The sequence below is a fragment of the Streptomyces sp. NBC_00704 genome, from assembly GCF_036226605.1.
GTDB lineage: Bacteria > Actinomycetota > Actinomycetes > Streptomycetales > Streptomycetaceae > Streptomyces.
The window spans coordinates 417,104-431,443 of sequence record NZ_CP109000.1; the positions used below are offsets into that span (position 1 = coordinate 417,104).

The 14,340-nt window shown below is 73.7% G+C and carries 16 protein-coding genes; 9 read left to right on the top strand and 7 right to left on the bottom strand.

Going from position 1 to position 14,340, the window contains the following annotated elements:
* Window positions 1-35: 35 nt before the first annotated feature.
* Window positions 36-680, bottom strand: a complete 645-nt coding sequence (locus OG802_RS01665; protein WP_329406420.1) for a hypothetical protein — start codon at window positions 678-680, stop codon at window positions 36-38.
* Window positions 681-1,019: 339 nt separating this feature from the next.
* Here OG802_RS01665 and OG802_RS01670 point away from each other — a divergent pair, with 339 nt between their 5' ends.
* Both OG802_RS01670 and OG802_RS01675 read left to right on the top strand, forming a co-directional pair.
* Entirely contained in the window at window positions 1,020-2,345 is a 1,326-nt protein-coding gene (locus OG802_RS01670) for an alpha/beta fold hydrolase (protein ID WP_329406422.1), read from the top strand.
* A 123-nt stretch (window positions 2,346-2,468) separates the two neighbouring features.
* Window positions 2,469-2,978, top strand: a complete 510-nt coding sequence (locus tag OG802_RS01675) for a molybdenum cofactor biosysynthesis protein (RefSeq protein WP_329406423.1) — start codon at window positions 2,469-2,471, stop codon at window positions 2,976-2,978.
* Window positions 2,979-3,128: 150 nt separating this feature from the next.
* On the opposite strand, the gene OG802_RS01680 is transcribed toward OG802_RS01675, so the two are convergent.
* The 4 genes from OG802_RS01680 to OG802_RS01695 all read right to left on the bottom strand — a co-directional run bounded on the left by OG802_RS01680 (window position 3,129) and on the right by OG802_RS01695 (window position 5,525).
* Entirely contained in the window at window positions 3,129-3,578 is a 450-nt protein-coding gene (locus OG802_RS01680) for an ATP-binding protein (protein WP_329406425.1), read from the bottom strand.
* Window positions 3,579-3,808: 230 nt separating this feature from the next.
* Window positions 3,809-4,645 (bottom strand): chitosanase, encoded by an 837-nt coding sequence (locus OG802_RS01685; RefSeq protein WP_329406427.1) that lies wholly within the window; start codon window positions 4,643-4,645, stop codon window positions 3,809-3,811.
* Between the two features lie 200 nt (window positions 4,646-4,845).
* Entirely contained in the window at window positions 4,846-5,178 is a 333-nt protein-coding gene (locus OG802_RS01690; protein WP_329406430.1) for a hypothetical protein, read from the bottom strand.
* Between the two features lie 74 nt (window positions 5,179-5,252).
* Entirely contained in the window at window positions 5,253-5,525 is a 273-nt protein-coding gene (locus OG802_RS01695) for a hypothetical protein (RefSeq protein WP_329406431.1), read from the bottom strand.
* A gap of 213 nt (window positions 5,526-5,738) precedes the next feature.
* Here OG802_RS01695 and OG802_RS01700 point away from each other — a divergent pair, with 213 nt between their 5' ends.
* Entirely contained in the window at window positions 5,739-6,443 is a 705-nt protein-coding gene (locus OG802_RS01700) for a hypothetical protein (RefSeq protein ID WP_329406432.1), read from the top strand.
* Window positions 6,444-6,598: 155 nt separating this feature from the next.
* On the opposite strand, the gene OG802_RS01705 is transcribed toward OG802_RS01700, so the two are convergent.
* On the bottom strand, window positions 6,599-8,875 hold the full coding sequence (locus tag OG802_RS01705; RefSeq protein ID WP_329406433.1) for a M4 family metallopeptidase: 2,277 nt from the start codon (window positions 8,873-8,875) through the stop codon (window positions 6,599-6,601).
* A gap of 511 nt (window positions 8,876-9,386) precedes the next feature.
* Between OG802_RS01705 and OG802_RS01710 the strand changes: the two genes are divergently transcribed.
* Complete coding sequence (locus tag OG802_RS01710; protein ID WP_443055161.1) at window positions 9,387-9,860, top strand: hypothetical protein; 474 nt, start codon at window positions 9,387-9,389, stop codon at window positions 9,858-9,860.
* Window positions 9,861-9,911: 51 nt separating this feature from the next.
* Here OG802_RS01710 and OG802_RS01715 read toward each other — a convergent pair whose 3' ends face one another.
* Window positions 9,912-10,364 (bottom strand): flavodoxin family protein, encoded by a 453-nt coding sequence (locus tag OG802_RS01715; protein ID WP_329406435.1) that lies wholly within the window; start codon window positions 10,362-10,364, stop codon window positions 9,912-9,914.
* A 221-nt stretch (window positions 10,365-10,585) separates the two neighbouring features.
* Here OG802_RS01715 and OG802_RS01720 point away from each other — a divergent pair, with 221 nt between their 5' ends.
* The 5 genes from OG802_RS01720 to OG802_RS01740 all read left to right on the top strand — a co-directional run bounded on the left by OG802_RS01720 (window position 10,586) and on the right by OG802_RS01740 (window position 14,256).
* Window positions 10,586-11,185: a hypothetical protein gene (locus OG802_RS01720; RefSeq protein WP_329406437.1), complete on the top strand. Its 600-nt coding sequence runs from the start codon at window positions 10,586-10,588 to the stop codon at window positions 11,183-11,185.
* A gap of 120 nt (window positions 11,186-11,305) precedes the next feature.
* Window positions 11,306-12,370: a LacI family DNA-binding transcriptional regulator gene (locus OG802_RS01725; protein WP_329406438.1), complete on the top strand. Its 1,065-nt coding sequence runs from the start codon at window positions 11,306-11,308 to the stop codon at window positions 12,368-12,370.
* Window positions 12,371-12,585: 215 nt separating this feature from the next.
* On the top strand, window positions 12,586-12,960 hold the full coding sequence (locus OG802_RS01730; RefSeq protein WP_329406440.1) for a hypothetical protein: 375 nt from the start codon (window positions 12,586-12,588) through the stop codon (window positions 12,958-12,960).
* 209 nt (window positions 12,961-13,169) lie between these two features.
* Window positions 13,170-13,538: an ArsR/SmtB family transcription factor gene (locus tag OG802_RS01735; protein ID WP_329416892.1), complete on the top strand. Its 369-nt coding sequence runs from the start codon at window positions 13,170-13,172 to the stop codon at window positions 13,536-13,538.
* A 250-nt stretch (window positions 13,539-13,788) separates the two neighbouring features.
* Window positions 13,789-14,256: a hypothetical protein gene (locus OG802_RS01740; protein ID WP_329406441.1), complete on the top strand. Its 468-nt coding sequence runs from the start codon at window positions 13,789-13,791 to the stop codon at window positions 14,254-14,256.
* The last annotated feature ends 84 nt before the right edge of the window (window positions 14,257-14,340 follow it).

The window sequence follows — 14,340 nt, forward strand, 5'->3', positions numbered from 1 at the left end:
AGGTCCCGGCCGGTGGACCGGCCCTGGGGAGCGGATCAGCCCAGGTGGGCGGTGTCGATCGTGACGGAGGTGTCGTCGGTTCCGGTGACGGAGATGTAGCCGGGGTCGCCGTTGCGGTCGAGGTAGCACATCGCGTAGGTGACGGACACGGCGGTCTGGCGCGTCGGGTGCTCCGCGACGGCCTTGCGGCAGCCCGCGGCCGTCGGCACCTCGGACGAACTCCACGACGCCAGCTTGCCGTTGGTGGACATGAGGTAGCCGTTCTGGACGTAGAGGGCGTCGGTGCCGGCGCCGGCGACGACGGGCGGCGAGGGGGTGAAGTCGTAGCCGACGGCGCCCTTCCCGCCGTCCGAGCGCTGCATGACGAAGCCGCGCACGAGCGAGGTCGACGGCGAGGGCGTGGAGTCGGGCAGCGCCGCGCCCACCGCGGCACCGCCGCCCCCGACCAGCACGACGGCCAGGAGGCCGGCCATCAGCGGATGGGTGTACGCCAGGCTGAGCAGCGGCCCGACGACCGGGACGGAGAACTTCAGCGAGGTGTTCTTCTGCGTGATCGTGTTGTTGTCGCCCGCGGTCACCGTCTGGGTCGGCGAGTGGTGCGTGCCGGGCGGCGGCACGTGGGGGTGGTTCGGTGGGGCGGGGTCGCCGAGTCGCGCGCCGCGCGTGCGGTCCGTGTTCATGGCTCGGGACGCTAGCGACAGGCGACCACCAGGGCTGGTTTTGGCGGGAACTGCCGCCGATGGCCCGCTTCTGAACGCGCCGGACGTCAGGTGTGACCGCCGCGGCGAAGAGTTCCGACACGCTACCGGTCAGTCATATTACCCAACCGTAACCTACCGACCGCTACCCCGGGTAACCCGGCGCTCGCTACGGTCCTGACAGTTCGTCTAAGAGCGGTGCGGGCGGCGGTGGGCGACCGCCGCCCGTACCGCTCGGTCGTCACGGCCCGCACCCCACCGGGCCGTCCGCCGCCCGAGCCGCAGACGAAGGCTCGGCCCTCCCCTCCCCGGAGGCCCGCCATGCCCGCCCCCACCCGCCTGCTGGCCGCAGCCGTCACCGCTGCCGCCTGCCTCGGCGTCACCGCCGTGCCCGCCCACGCGTCGCCGTCCTCGGACGCAGTGGTCTCGCGCGGCGTCACCATCCCCGCGTTCTACGACCCGCCCGCCGCACTGCCCGCGGCCGACGGCGCCCTCGTGCGCTTCGAACCGCTCCCTCTCGCGCTGAGCCTGCCGGGCGTCGAAGGACCGCTGCCCGGCACCGCGACCCGCCTGATGTACAAGTCCACCGACTCCGCCGGCCGGCCCATGGCCGTGACCGGCGCCTACATCGAACCCTCGGCCCGCTGGACGGGCCGCGGCCCGCGACCGCTGGTGGCCGTGGCCCCCGGCACGATGGGCCAGGGCGACCAGTGCGCCGCCTCCCTCGGTCTCGAACGGCCGCTCGTCGTCAACGGGCAGACCCTGTCCGTCGGTTACGAGGACCTGGCGATCTACCGCCTCCTCGCCCGGGGCGTCGCCGTCGTGGTCACCGACTACACGGGCCTCGGCTCGACCGACCGGCTGCACACCTACGTCAACCGGGTCGACGAGGCCCATGCCGTCCTGGACGCCGTCCGCGCGGCCCGTTCCCTCGACGGCACCTCGCTCACCGCCGGCTCGCGGGTGGCGCTGTTCGGCTACAGCCAGGGCGGCGGGGCCACCGCGGCCGCCGCCGAGCTGCAACCGTCCTACGCTCCCGACGTGGTGCTCGCCGGCACCTACGCCGGAGCGCCGCCCGCCGACCTGGCCGCCGTCACCAAGGCCATCGACGGCAGCGACCTGGCCGGCGCGCTGGGCTGGTCGGTGAACGGCTTCCTGGAGTCCGACCCCGCGCTCCGCCCCATCGCCGAGGCCCACCTCAACGCGGCCGGCCGGGCCGCGCTCAAGGACCTGTCGACGATGTGCGTGGGCGACGCCCTGCTCGCCTACAACTCGGCCCGCAGCACGGCCTGGACCACGGACGGCCGGTCCATCAGCGACGTCGTGGCCTCGGAGCCGGCACTCAAGGCGTTCCTGGCCGACCAGCGGATCGGGACCCGCGAGCCGGCCTCGCCGGTGCGCGTCGCGACCGGCACCGCAGACGACCTGGTGCCGCACGCACAGGCACGGGCCCTGGCCGTCGCCTGGTGCGCCAAGGGCGCCGACGTCACGTACAAGCCGGTGATCCTGCCCGGCGTGGGCCGGGCGCTGATCAACCACTTCACGCCGCTGCTCGTGGACCAGGGCGCGGCGATCTCCTGGCTGGCCGACCGGCTCGACGGCAGACCCGCCTCGTCCAACTGCTCGACGCTCGCGCTGCGGCCCTGACACGAGTCACGCACACGCGTGACGGACGCGTGTGACGGACGCGTGTGACGGACGCGTGTGACGGACGCGTGCAACGGCCACACGTCACGCGGTGACGGCCGGCGCCGGGACTACAGTGCCTCCATGACCGGGATCGAGATCGTGGAGCTGCTGGTCTCGGCGTCGCACCGGCTCGCGGGACGACCCGCGGACGGTCCGGCCGACGGTCCGCGGGACGAGTCGGTGACGGCCGTCCAGGTGCGCCGGGGCCTCGGACTGGTCGGCGACCGGTACTACGCCCGCCCGGCGCACAAGGACGCCTCGGTGACCTTCATGGCCGCGGAGCATCTGCCCCGGCACATCGATCCGGCCGTCGGTCTGCGGCACACCCGCCGCAACGTCCTGCTGCGCGGCGTGGACATCGACGCCTTCGTCGGCTCGACGATCGTGCTCGACGGCCCGTCGGGCCCGGTCGCCTTCGCCGTGAACCGCCCGGCGCGCCCCTGCGCCTGGATGGACGTCACCGTGGGACCCGGTGCGCAGCGAGCCCTGCGCGGAAAGGGGGGCGTGCGCTGCACGCCGCTGTCCGACGGGGTGCTCGTCCTGGGCCCGACGCGGTTCAGCGTGCTCGACGCGTCTCCGCCTCAGGACTGAGCCCGCCCCGCTCGCGCCGGAGGGCGTGCGACGGCACGACCGGCGAGGGCGGAAGGCGGGTGCCGCCCAGCGCGCCTCCCTTCGTCGACAGCTCCGCCGGCGCACTCGGCCTGCCCGGCCGGGCAGGCACGACGGCGGATCCGCTCCGGGTCAGCGCTGATCGGCCAGGCCCAGGCGGGCGACGACGCGCTTGCCGATCGGCTCCCTCGTCACGGCGAAGGCCTCGGCCACGGCCCGGACGATCTCCAGGCCGTGCTGGCCGACCCGCGTCGGGTCGGGCGCGTGCGGGGTCGGCAGCGCGGGGTCGCTGTCCCAGACGACGATCTCCACGGCGGCGCCGGCGATGCGCAACTGCAGCAGGACCGGGCCCGGCGCGTATCTGAGGGCGTTGGTCACCAGCTCGCTGACCACGAGCTGGGAGAGGTCCATGGCCCGGGCGGACACGGCCAGGCCTTCCCGGCGCTGGACACGGGTGAGGAACTCACCCGTCAGCTGCCGCGCCCTGGCGATGCAGCCGTCTTTGCCGTCCAGGGCCACCGTGGTCTCGGCGGGGGCCCCCTCGGTCGAGGAAAATCCCTGGTCGGGCGGGACAGGTGCCATCCGGACCGCCTTCGCTGCTACCCCGTTCATATCCGCGCGGCTACCCGCTGAGCCACCACCTACGCCCCAGCCGCCTCACTCACGCGCCCTTCGGCCCCGCACCCGCCGTGCCGCGGTGCCGCCCGGCCGGACCGGCGCAGCGGGTGCGCGGCCCGGCCGGGGCGGCGGTCAGGGGCGGGGCGGGGGCGGGGGCGGGGGCGGGGCCGAAGGTTTCCGCTCCGCCGCTCGCGTCAGCCGATGTGGTAGCTGTCGCCGTACACCTTCCAGTCCAGCGGCGGTTCCAGGTCCAGGTTCCCCTTGCGCAGGAAGACCCGCTGGGCGGTGTCGACGCGGCTGGTGTCGCTGTGCGCCTCCTCCTGCTTCATGGCCCATACCCGGGCGTCGAGGAAGGCTTTGAGGTACGCCGTCTCGTCGCCGCCCTGGGCCGGCGGCTTGGCCTTGGCGAGGGCGCGCCTGCGGATGTTGCGGAAGCTGGTGGGGTCGCCGCCGTCGCCGTGCATGACGATGGCGTCGTAGTAGGCGAACTGTCCCAGCGCGCGCAGTCCGTCGGTCCTGCCCTGGCGGACCGCCGGGTCGAAGTACACCCGGTCGCGTTCGTCGTTCTGGGCCTGCTGGAACGCGGTGTCCTGGGCGGCCCTGCGCCAGTCCTTCGGGAAGTCCGGGTCGAGGCCGGCGTGCGAGTCGGTGCCGTCGACGGAGCGCAGGGCGGGCAGGTACTTCGCGAGGACGTTGCCCGGCTTGCGGTCGGCGTACAGCTCCACGAGGTCGAGCATGTCGCCGGTGCCCGAGCAGAAGCCGATGATGCCGGCGGTGTAGCCGCGTCCGTCGCCGATGTCCTCGATGTACTTGTACTGGGCCTTCCAGTCGAGCGAGGAGTTCTCCGCGCTCGACACCAGCTTCATGGCGATCTCCTTCTTCGCCGGGTCGTCGAGGCCCTTCGCGGCGGGGGCCGCCGTCGCCTGCGCGGCGCCGAGGAGGGGAGCGGCCGCCACCGCGCCGGCGAGGGCCAGGAAGAGGCGGCGGGAGGCGGGGGCCGGGGTGTCGGACGGCCGGGATATGTGCACCACAGTGGCTCCAGGTGAGGAGTGGGGGGTGGGGTGTTTCCGTGTTGCGACTGACAGGAAAGTTTCCTATCAAGCGCCGCGCGCAGAAGTAACCCTGCCGAAGCCATGTTCGTACGATCGAACAAATGAGCCGCCCGGGTGACAGAAGCACCCGAGCGGCCCGGAAACCGAGGGACCGAGCAGAGCCGAGAGGCGCCGGCGCCCTACCGGAGCAGTTGGAACAGCACTGATCCGAGGAACCCGAGGAGGCCGACATGGAAGAGGACCAGCCAGATCCACTGCGAGACCGACATGCGCCAGGAGGCCGCCGAGAGGATCTCCCACTCGCTCACGGCGAAGGCCGCCAGCACCAGGGCGAGCACCTCCCACACGACGAGCCACCAGCTCGACGGGGTGGAGCCCGTGGGGGCGTCGACGGCCGCCGGGACGCGCGTCACACGGCCGAGCAGGACGAGCGCGATGAGCAGTTTGTGCCAGCCGTGGCGGGTCTTCGGCGCGGCGGCCGCGAGCGGGGCCGAGGCGGATCCTGTGGACATGCGCACATTTGATCATCCCCGCACGACGGAAGCCATCCTTCCGGTGCCGCGGGCCACCTGGGGCGGCTCCCTCCTCAGAGGACGCCCGGGGCGTCGCCTCGCCAGTCGAGACGGCGGCCGTCGTTCTCGCGCCGCGCGTACAGGGCGCGGCCACCGGGCCCGTAGCGGCCTATCTCCGTGGTCAGCGCCACCTCCCGCAGTTCCTGCTCCGAGCGGTCGGTGACGTCCAGCAGCAGTCCGTCCAGCGGGCCGCCCACCAGATGCGCGTACACGCGTTCCGGGCGGGGGCCCGCGTCCTCGTGGTCCGCTCCGTAGACCCGGCCCCGCAGGAACTCAACCTCGTCCATGACCGGCAGCTTGTCACCCGCCACTGACAACGGCCCGTCGTCCGGGGGCCGAAGGGGCCGCGGGGAACGGTGTCGGTGGCGCGCGACGGCGGGTGACGCCGGCCGCTCTTCGGCCAAGGCGTGGCGGAAAGATGACGTTCGGGCGCAATCCCCCGATGGGCCGGGTATGCACCGCGTACACGCCGTTGTGTGTGGGGTGGGGGGCCGACCCTGATGGCACGTGGACGGAAGCGGGCGCGGGCCGGTGAGTCGGCGTGTGCGCGGCGGCGGCGCGCGGTGCGCGAGCTGCGTGCGTCGGGCCGTGACGGGCCCCGGCTGCGCGAGGTGCTGCCCGCCCTGTGCGCTCTGCTGGCGCTCGCGGGCGCGTGCCTGGCGGGACTGGCGCTGCTCTGCCGCGCGTTCGGCTGGCCCGCCGGCGTGCTGGCGCCGGCGGCGCTCGCCGTGGTGGTCGTCGTCGTGCGCCGTCGCTCCCGCCGGCCGGCCCGGCTGCGGCGCGGGTACTACACGGCCTGCGAACTGGCGGAACTGGACACGCCCGCGCTGGTGATCGCGGTGGCCCGGATGCTGCGGCGGGACGGCTGGCGGGTGTCGTCGCCCGCCCGGCACGACGCCCTCCACCTGGCCGCCCGCGACGACCGGGGGCGGCTGCTCGACGTGGTGTTCCGTCCGGTCGCCGAACCGCTGCCCGGCGAGGAGGCCTGCTCCTGCCGGACGCGGCGGCGGTCACGGGGGCCGGCCGGTCCGCCGCTGCGCCTGGTCGTGCACCGGGGCGCGTTCACGCACCGGGACGAGGTCTGGGCGGCGCGAGAGGGCCACACGTATCTGATCGACGGTCCGCGGCTGCGGCTGTGGGCGCTCGGCACGCCGCTGGCCCAGCTCGTGGCCGGCGCCGTCCCCGCGCCCCGCCGCAGCCCGTGAGTCGGCCGGTGCCGGGCGGCAGGGCGCGGCGACCGCGCAGGGCACGACGACCGCGCGGGGGAAGGCCGAAACCCGTATGCCGTCGGGGGCGTAACCGGGAGCGCACGGCCGCCCGGGTCGCACGGGACCCGGGCGGCGGTGTGGGGCGTTCCGGGTCAGGGGGTGAGCTGCCAGCCCCTGATGTACCCGACGTCGATCGAGGCGCGGTCCTGCACCCGCAGTTTCCAGGTGCCGTCGAGAGGCTGCGCGGAGGCGTCGATGGTGAAGGTCTGGTCGACGTCGTCGGCGGAGCCGCCGCTGCGGTTGAGCAGGGAGTAGACGGTGCCGTTGGGTCCGACGAGGTCGACGGTCAGGTCACCGCGGTAGGTGTGGACGATGTCGACGTGGACGGACGTGGCGGCGGAGGCGTTGCCGTCGCGGCCCGTGATGGTGACCGGGCTTTCCACGGCGGGGCCGTTGTCGGGGATGTCGACGCGGGCGCTGCCGGCGTAGATGTACGCGATCCGCCAGGTGAACGTGTCCGTGGCGGACGCGCCGGCGCTGTCGGTGACCGTGACGGAGACGTCGCTGTCGCCGAGGGCGTCCGGCGTTCCGGAGATCAGTCCGCTCGGGCTGATGCTCAGTCCGTCGGGCAGTCCGGTCGCCTCGTAGGTCAGGCCCGCGCCGGAGTTGGTGGTGTAGGCGTCGACCTGGAAGCTCACCGCCTGGCCGATCCCGCTGGTCCGGTCGGCGATCGGGGCGAGGTTGACGCCGAGGGCTATGCGGTTGCCCACGTTGATGGCGGCCCACGCGTCGGCGACGGCGAGGTAGGCGGGGCTGTACGTGCCGAACAGGTCGCCGGCCGCCTGGAGCGTGGCGGTGCGCGCGCCGGCGTAGTCGGTCGTCGACGTCATGTAGGTGGTGAGCGCCCGGTACCAGACGGCGGCGGCGTTCTCGATGCCGATGCCGGTGACGGGCCGGCCGTCGGACGTCGGGCTGTCGTAGGAGACGCCGTTGACGGTCTTGGCGCCGCTGCCTTCGGAGAGCAGGTAGAAGAAGTGGTTGGCGGGGCCGGAGGAGTAGTGGACGTCGAGCCCGCCGAGGGAGGAACTCCAGCTGTCGCGGGAGGAGCCGTCCTTGGAGGGCTTGTCCATGTAACGCAGCGGGGTGCCGTCGCCGTTGATGTCGATCTTCTCGCCGACGAGGTAGTCGCCGGGGTCGGCGGCGAGGTTCGCGTGGAACTCGACGGCGGCGGCGAAGATGTCGGAGGTCGCCTCGTTGAGGCCGCCGGACTCCCCGCTGTAGTTGAGGCCCGCGGTGGCGGCGGTGACGCCGTGGCTCATCTCGTGGGCGGCGACGTCGAGCGCGGTCAGCGGGTGGGTGTTGCCCGAGCCGTCGCCGTACGTCATGCAGAAGCAGCTGTCCTGCCAGAAGGCGTTGACGTAGTTGTTGCCGTAGTGGGCGCGGCTGTAGGCGGCGACTCCGTCGTTTCGGATGCCGTTGCGGCCGAACTCGTCCTTGTAGTAGTCCCAGGTGGCGGCGGCGCCGAAGGCCACGTCGACGCCGGCGGTCTGGCGGTCGGAGGGCAGACCGTTGCCCCAGACATCGTTGTCGTCCGTGAAGAGGGTCCCGGTGCCCGACGTGCCCTGCTTCAGGTCGTAGGTCTTGTGGCCGGCCCGGTCGGGGTCGGTGAGCTGGTACGTGGACCCCGACAGGACGCTGCCGACGGGGACGGTGCCGACGAACTGGCCGGTGCCCGTGCCGGTGTGGACCTTCTCGGCGGCGAGGATCCGCTTGCCCGTGGTCGCGTCGGTGACCACCTGGAGCTCGCTGGGCGTGCCGTCGTCCTGGACTCCGCCGACGACGGTCTCCCAGGCGAGGACGGGCCTGCCCGCCGCGGCCCAGACGACGAGGCGCGGTGCGCGCCCCGCCGACGCTCCGGTGACGTCGGCGCTCTTCGCCGCGGCGAGCGCCGTCCCGGCGGCGCTCGCGGCCGAGAGCTGCGGGGTGAGGGACGGGACCGTGACGGCGGCCCCGGTCGCCCGGGACACGGTGGTCCGGCCGTGGGCGGAGTGGACGACCAGGTCCCCGCCGAGCACCGGGAGTCCGGCGTAGCTGCGCTCGTAACGCGTGTGGGTGGCGCCGTCCGCGTCCTGGACGACGTCCCTGACGAGCAGTTTCTCCCGCGCGCCCAGGCCGAGCCGCCGGGCCGTGTCGGCGGCGGCGGTGCCGGCCGCCTTGATCAGTGAGGCGCGGCGGGCCGCCGACAAGGGCGTCGGGGCGGCGCCCGCGCGCGGCGTGGCGGTGATCGGCGAGGGCGCCGGGTCGGCGGCGGCCGCGGTCGCGGCGCCGGTGGGGGCGCCCAGCGCCAGCAGGGCGCCGGCGGTCGTGAGGGCGAGGGCGGTGGCGGTGGCGCGTCTGCGCCGGGGGGTGGGGCTGAGTCGCCGGGGCAACGGGGTCTCCTTCTGTGCGACGGTCGGCCCGTGAGGGGGACCGGGGTAGGGCGGGGCCGGCGGGACAGGGGCCGGGCCCGGAGCGCTGCACGACAGGCGGGTGGAAGGAGGTGGGGGGTGGCTGGTCGTAGGCCGCGTGACGCGGTGTGGAGGAATGGTGAACTCCGCAGCAGGGTGGCACTCGGTGCCACGATTTGTCATGCGAATGTCAAAACATCGGCTGGAAATGACCATGCGGCGCTGGGGATTCCGCCTGTTCAGCGTGCGTTTTCGGCCGCGCCCCCCGGAACCGTCTCCCCGAAAGCGTGAATGCCGCCGCCCGCACGGTGTGTCGGGGCACTACGGCCGCAGCGTCATCGCGGCGGACGGCCCGGCCCGAAGACGCACGCGCCGCCTCGCGGCCCTGGGCCGTTCGAGTGGTCGCCTTCCGCTCGTGGCCGTAGCGTCGGTAGAGGACCCCGGCGGGGCGCGGCACAACGGCGCGCCACTGTCCGGGCGGGCGGGAGCGGACATGCGACACATGCGACACACGACGCGGACAGCGGTCACGATCTGCGCGGCGCTGGGACTGACGGCGACCGTCGGCTCGGCGGCGGCCGCACCGGCCTCGTCGCCTCCCGCGGCACGTCCGGCGGTGGTGCGGCAGGCGCCGCCGGTCCTGGTCGACTGCTTCGGGCACGCCAAGGTGCGCCCCGCCCGCTTCATCCTGGCCTGCGGCGACGGCAACAGCCGTCTGGTGTCGCTGCACTGGTACAGCTGGGGCGCGCGCTCGGCGCGGGCGAACGGGGTCAACGTCGTCAACGACTGCGTTCCCTACTGCGCCGCCGGCCGCTTCCACCGCTACGCGGTCGTGGTGAAGCTCGACCGCCCGGAGCCGTGGAAGAAGCGCGCCCATGTCCGGCACTACAGCCGGATCACGCTCTTCTATCCGAAGGACAGGCCGGCGCACGTCGCACGCGTCGTGACGTACTCGCTCTGGAACTGATCCCGGCCGACCGCCCCCGCGCGGAAGGTCACCGGCGCGGCACAGCGCGGGTCACCGCATGAGACCGGCCGCGAGGGTCGCCCCCAGTTCCCAGCAGGCCTCCAGATCGCCTCTGCCCGGTTCCCCGGTGACGGTCACCGGCTCGGCCGCGCGCCGCCAGCCCAGCCCGGTGGTGACGGTCTCGACCGAGCGGACCGCCCCCGTGACGTCGTTGCCGCCGTGCACGTAGTAGCCGAAGGCCCGGCCGCGCGTGGCGTCGAGGCACGGGTAGTAGATCTGGTCGAAGAAGTGCTTGAGCGCGCCGGACATGTATCCGAGGTTGGCCGGGGTGCCCAGCACACAGGCGTCGGCGGCCAGCACGTCGGAGGCGGTGGCGGCGAGGGCCGCGCGGCGCTCGACACGGACGCCCTCGATCTCCGGCGCGGTCGCGCCCGAGACGACCGCTTCGAAGAGGGCCTGGCAGTGGGGCGAGGGGGTGTGATGAATGATCAGCAAGGTGGCCACGGCACGGAACCCTGCCCGCTCACCGGACCGGCCGCAAGCGACGCCGCCGTCCCCCCGCGGAGCGGACCGGCCCGGCCCGCATCCCGGTCCGCCCACCGGCCCGGGACCGGTGACCGCTCGCGGACCGGACCGCCGTCCGCCGGCGCCGCCGCCGCCGACCGGGGGCATGGCGCCACGGCTTGACGGGTACTCAGTGGCTCACGACCCTCGAGGAGGACGATGTGGCCGCTCGCAGCTCGGCTCTCGTGTGCGCGACGGCGGTGGCGCTGGCACTGGCCGGCTGCTCCGCCGGGGACGACGGGAAGCCCGCGGAGCCGGCGGACGACGCGAGCGTCTCCGTGTCGCTCTCCGGCACCCCGTCGCCGTCCGCCCCGGCCGCCCCTTCCTCTGCCGCCCCTTCCGCCGCTCCTTCCGGGCCCACCGCATCGGCCTCCCCAGGCGCCTCGGATCCGGCGGGGGCGACTCCGCCGCCGTCCGGCACCGGCCAGGGCCGGAAGCTGGTCACGATGACGGTCACCGGGGGCTTCGCCGGGGTGAACCGCGAGGTGATCGTGCGGGGCGACGGCACCGTGCGCACCGCCGACCGCGGCGCGTCCGGGGTCCGCCGCGCGACGTCCGCCCAGTTCACGAGGCTGCGCACCCTGCTCGCGGACCCCGCGCTCGACGACGTCCCCGCGTTCTCGCTGGACGGGGGCGCCGCGGACAGGTTCCGGTACACGCTCCAGTTCGACGGGCGCACCGTCACGACGGACCGGACCGGGGACGAGCCCGCGCTGGAGCGCCTCATCGACGCCCTGGAGAAGTGGCTGCCGGGCACTTGACCTGCGGTCCGGCCCGCCCGCCGCGAGTCCGGCGGTGCCCGGCGCGGACGCCCGGCGCGGACGTCCGACATGGGCGTCTGGCACCATCATGGGGACACACGGCGGCCACCGGGAGACACCATGACGCGAGGAACAGGGCGGAGCGGATCCTCCCCGGCGCCCCGCAGCGCGGACGTGGCCCAGCTGGCCGGCGTCTCCCAGAAGACGGTGTCGCGCGTCTTCAACGACGAGCAGTACGTCTCCGCCGACGTGCGCCGACGTGTCCTCGAAGCCGCCGAGCGGCTCGGATACCGGCGCAACAACGCCGCCCGCGCCCTGGCGTCCGGGCGCACGCGATCCATCGGCGTGGTGACGCTCGGCACCGCCCTGTACGGTCCCGCCTCCCTGCTCATGGGCGTCGAGCGCGTCGTCCGCGGCACGGGATACGCGCTGCGCGTGGTCAACACGGTCGAGGGCGATCCCGGGGGCGTCGCGGGGGCCGTGGACTCGCTCCTTGACCAGGGCGTGGACGGCATCGTCATCTCGGAGCCGATCGACGAGCAGGCGGGCGGCGGCGACGGCGCCCTGCGCGTCGACGTCCCCATCCTGGTCCTCGGCGCCCCCTCCCCCGTCGTCGCGCCCACCGTGCTGACAGCGGGCGGCGGAGCCGACGCGATGGCCCGGGCGGCGACCGAACACCTGCTGGGCCTGGGCCACACGACGGTCCATCACCTCGCGGGGCCGCAGGCCTGGTACGCCGCCCGCTACCGGCTGGAGGGCTGGCGGACGGCGCTGACCGCCCACGGCAGGAAGGCGCCGCCCGTCGTCCAGGGCGACTGGTCGGCCGCGTCCGGCTATGCGGCCGGCCGTGAACTGGCCGCGGACGGCGACGTCACCGCGGTGTTCGCCGCCAACGACGACATGGCGATCGGTCTCGTGCGCGCGCTGACGGAGGCAGGGCTCCGGGTGCCGCACGACGTCAGCGTCGTCGGTTTCGACGACATACCGGTCGCCGCCTATGTGATCCCTCCGCTGACCACGGTGCCGCAACGGTTCGACGCCGTGGCGCGGGACGGCATCAGGCGTCTCGTGCACGCCATCGAGAACCCGGACGCGGTCCCGTTGCCGGCGAGCGAGCCACCGGTCGACCTCGTCGTCCGCGCCTCGACCGCGCCTCCGCCGGACCGGACGCCCCGGGTTCGGTGAGGGAGCGCCTCGTCCGCTCCCGCGGCTCCGTGCCTGCTCGTGATCCGGTCGGATCGCGGACGCGTGTGATCAAAAGGGAGCCGGAACATGCGCGTTCCGGAGGTCCTTGCGCCAGTCCCGGAAGACGTCACCCTCCCGGGGGACAGTCTCCGTACGGTCGGGGGACCAGCGGGGCCGGAGGAGACCGGACCCGTGCAACCGGCGGGAGCAGCGCCATGGCCAATGTGGAGATCTCCATGAAAGAGACGATGACCGCGGTGGAGGGGGCACTGGGAGTCGCCGTCGTGGACTACACCAGCGGGATGGCACTCGGCACGCTCGGCGGCGGCAAGGACCTCGACCTGAACGTCGCCGCGGCGGGCAACACCGACGTGATCCGCGCCAAGGTCCGCACCATGGAACACCTCGGCCTCAAGGGCGAGATCGAGGACATCCTGATCACGCTCGCGACGCAGTACCACCTGATCCGGCTGCTCAAGGGACGCACCGGCAGCGGGCTGTTCCTCTATCTGGTGCTGGACCGCAGCCGGTCCAACCTGGCCATGGCCCGCCACCAGCTGAAGCGGATCGAGTCCGAACTCGAGGTGTAGGGACGCCCGCGGTCCCGGACTTCGCACGCCCTGGATATGAAGAATTCTTCATCTCGACACATCCAGATCAGCGCATCACACGGGTGTGCGGAGCCGGCAGCCGTCAGGATCGGGACGAAGCACGCGCGCGGCGGTGTACGACCGGCGGGACGGGCCGCCGTGCCGGCGAGGACCACGTACCGAACGCGGCAGGGAGCGAGCGATTGACCATGCAGGTTCCCCTCTACCAGGCCAAGGCCGAGTTCTTCCGCATGCTCGGGCACCCGGTGCGCATCCGGGTCCTCGAACTGCTGCAGGGCGGCCCCGTCGCCGTGCGGGACCTGCTCACCGAGATCGAGATCGAACCCTCCAGCCTGTCCCAGCAGTTGGCGGTGCTCAGGCGCTCGGGGATCGTCGTCTCGATCCGGGAGGGCTCGACGGTGAGCTACGCGCTGGCGGGCGGTGACGTGGCGGAGCTGCTGCGTGCCGCGCGTCGCATCCTCACCGAACTGCTCGCGGGGCAGAACGAGTTGCTGGCCGAACTGCGTCAGGCCGAACCGCCGCTGCCGGTACCGCAGCGGGGCGCGGGGCGGAGCTGACCCGGCCGCGCCCGCCGGAGTGAGGCCTCGCCCCGGCGGGCGCGCGGGGACGTCGAACGGAACACGAAGGGCCCGGCGGTTTCCGACCGGGCCCTTCGTGCTGCGAACGGAGTCGAACAGCGGCGCGGACGTCGAACGAAACAGACCGAAACGCCAGGGTTCGCCACCCCTTCCGCCACGGGCAAAGATCCACCAGCATGCATATGCCCGGTCGGCAGGCGGCCGCCGGCGGACGTCACACGGAGCCGACATGAGCGATGCGAGGTGGATGCGCGGCGTGGAGTGGCTCTCGGCCGCCGCGACGGACCCGCGGCTGTGCAAGCGGGAGTGGGACCACGGCGACGGGGTGGCGCTGCTGGAGGCGGGCCGCTACTGGGACGTGCTCAGCGTGCCGGACCGCCTGGGACTGCTCACCCTGGACCTGCTGTGGCAGACCTCGCGTCCCGTGCCAGGGCCGACGCTCGTCGACACCGCGGCGCACCGCGTGGGCTTCTTCCTGCCGCCCGATCCCGGCAGCCGGTGGATCGGGGCGGGACTGCGGCGCGCGGGCCGGGGATCGTGGGTGGCGGTGCCTCCCCCCTACCGGGCGGCCCGTTTCGTGGAGTGGCTGGTGCCGCCGGACGGCACGGGCGCGCTGCACCCGCCCGGCACGCTGGAACTCGCGCTGCGACAGGCCAACGGCACGCTGGCCGTGCTCTCGCCGGCTCTCGGGGTGTGACCGGGTCCGCGTCGGCCGGCGCCGGGGACCGGTGACCTGACCGGGGTGGACGACCTGGTCCGCGTGCGTGGGTGTCGTCCAATT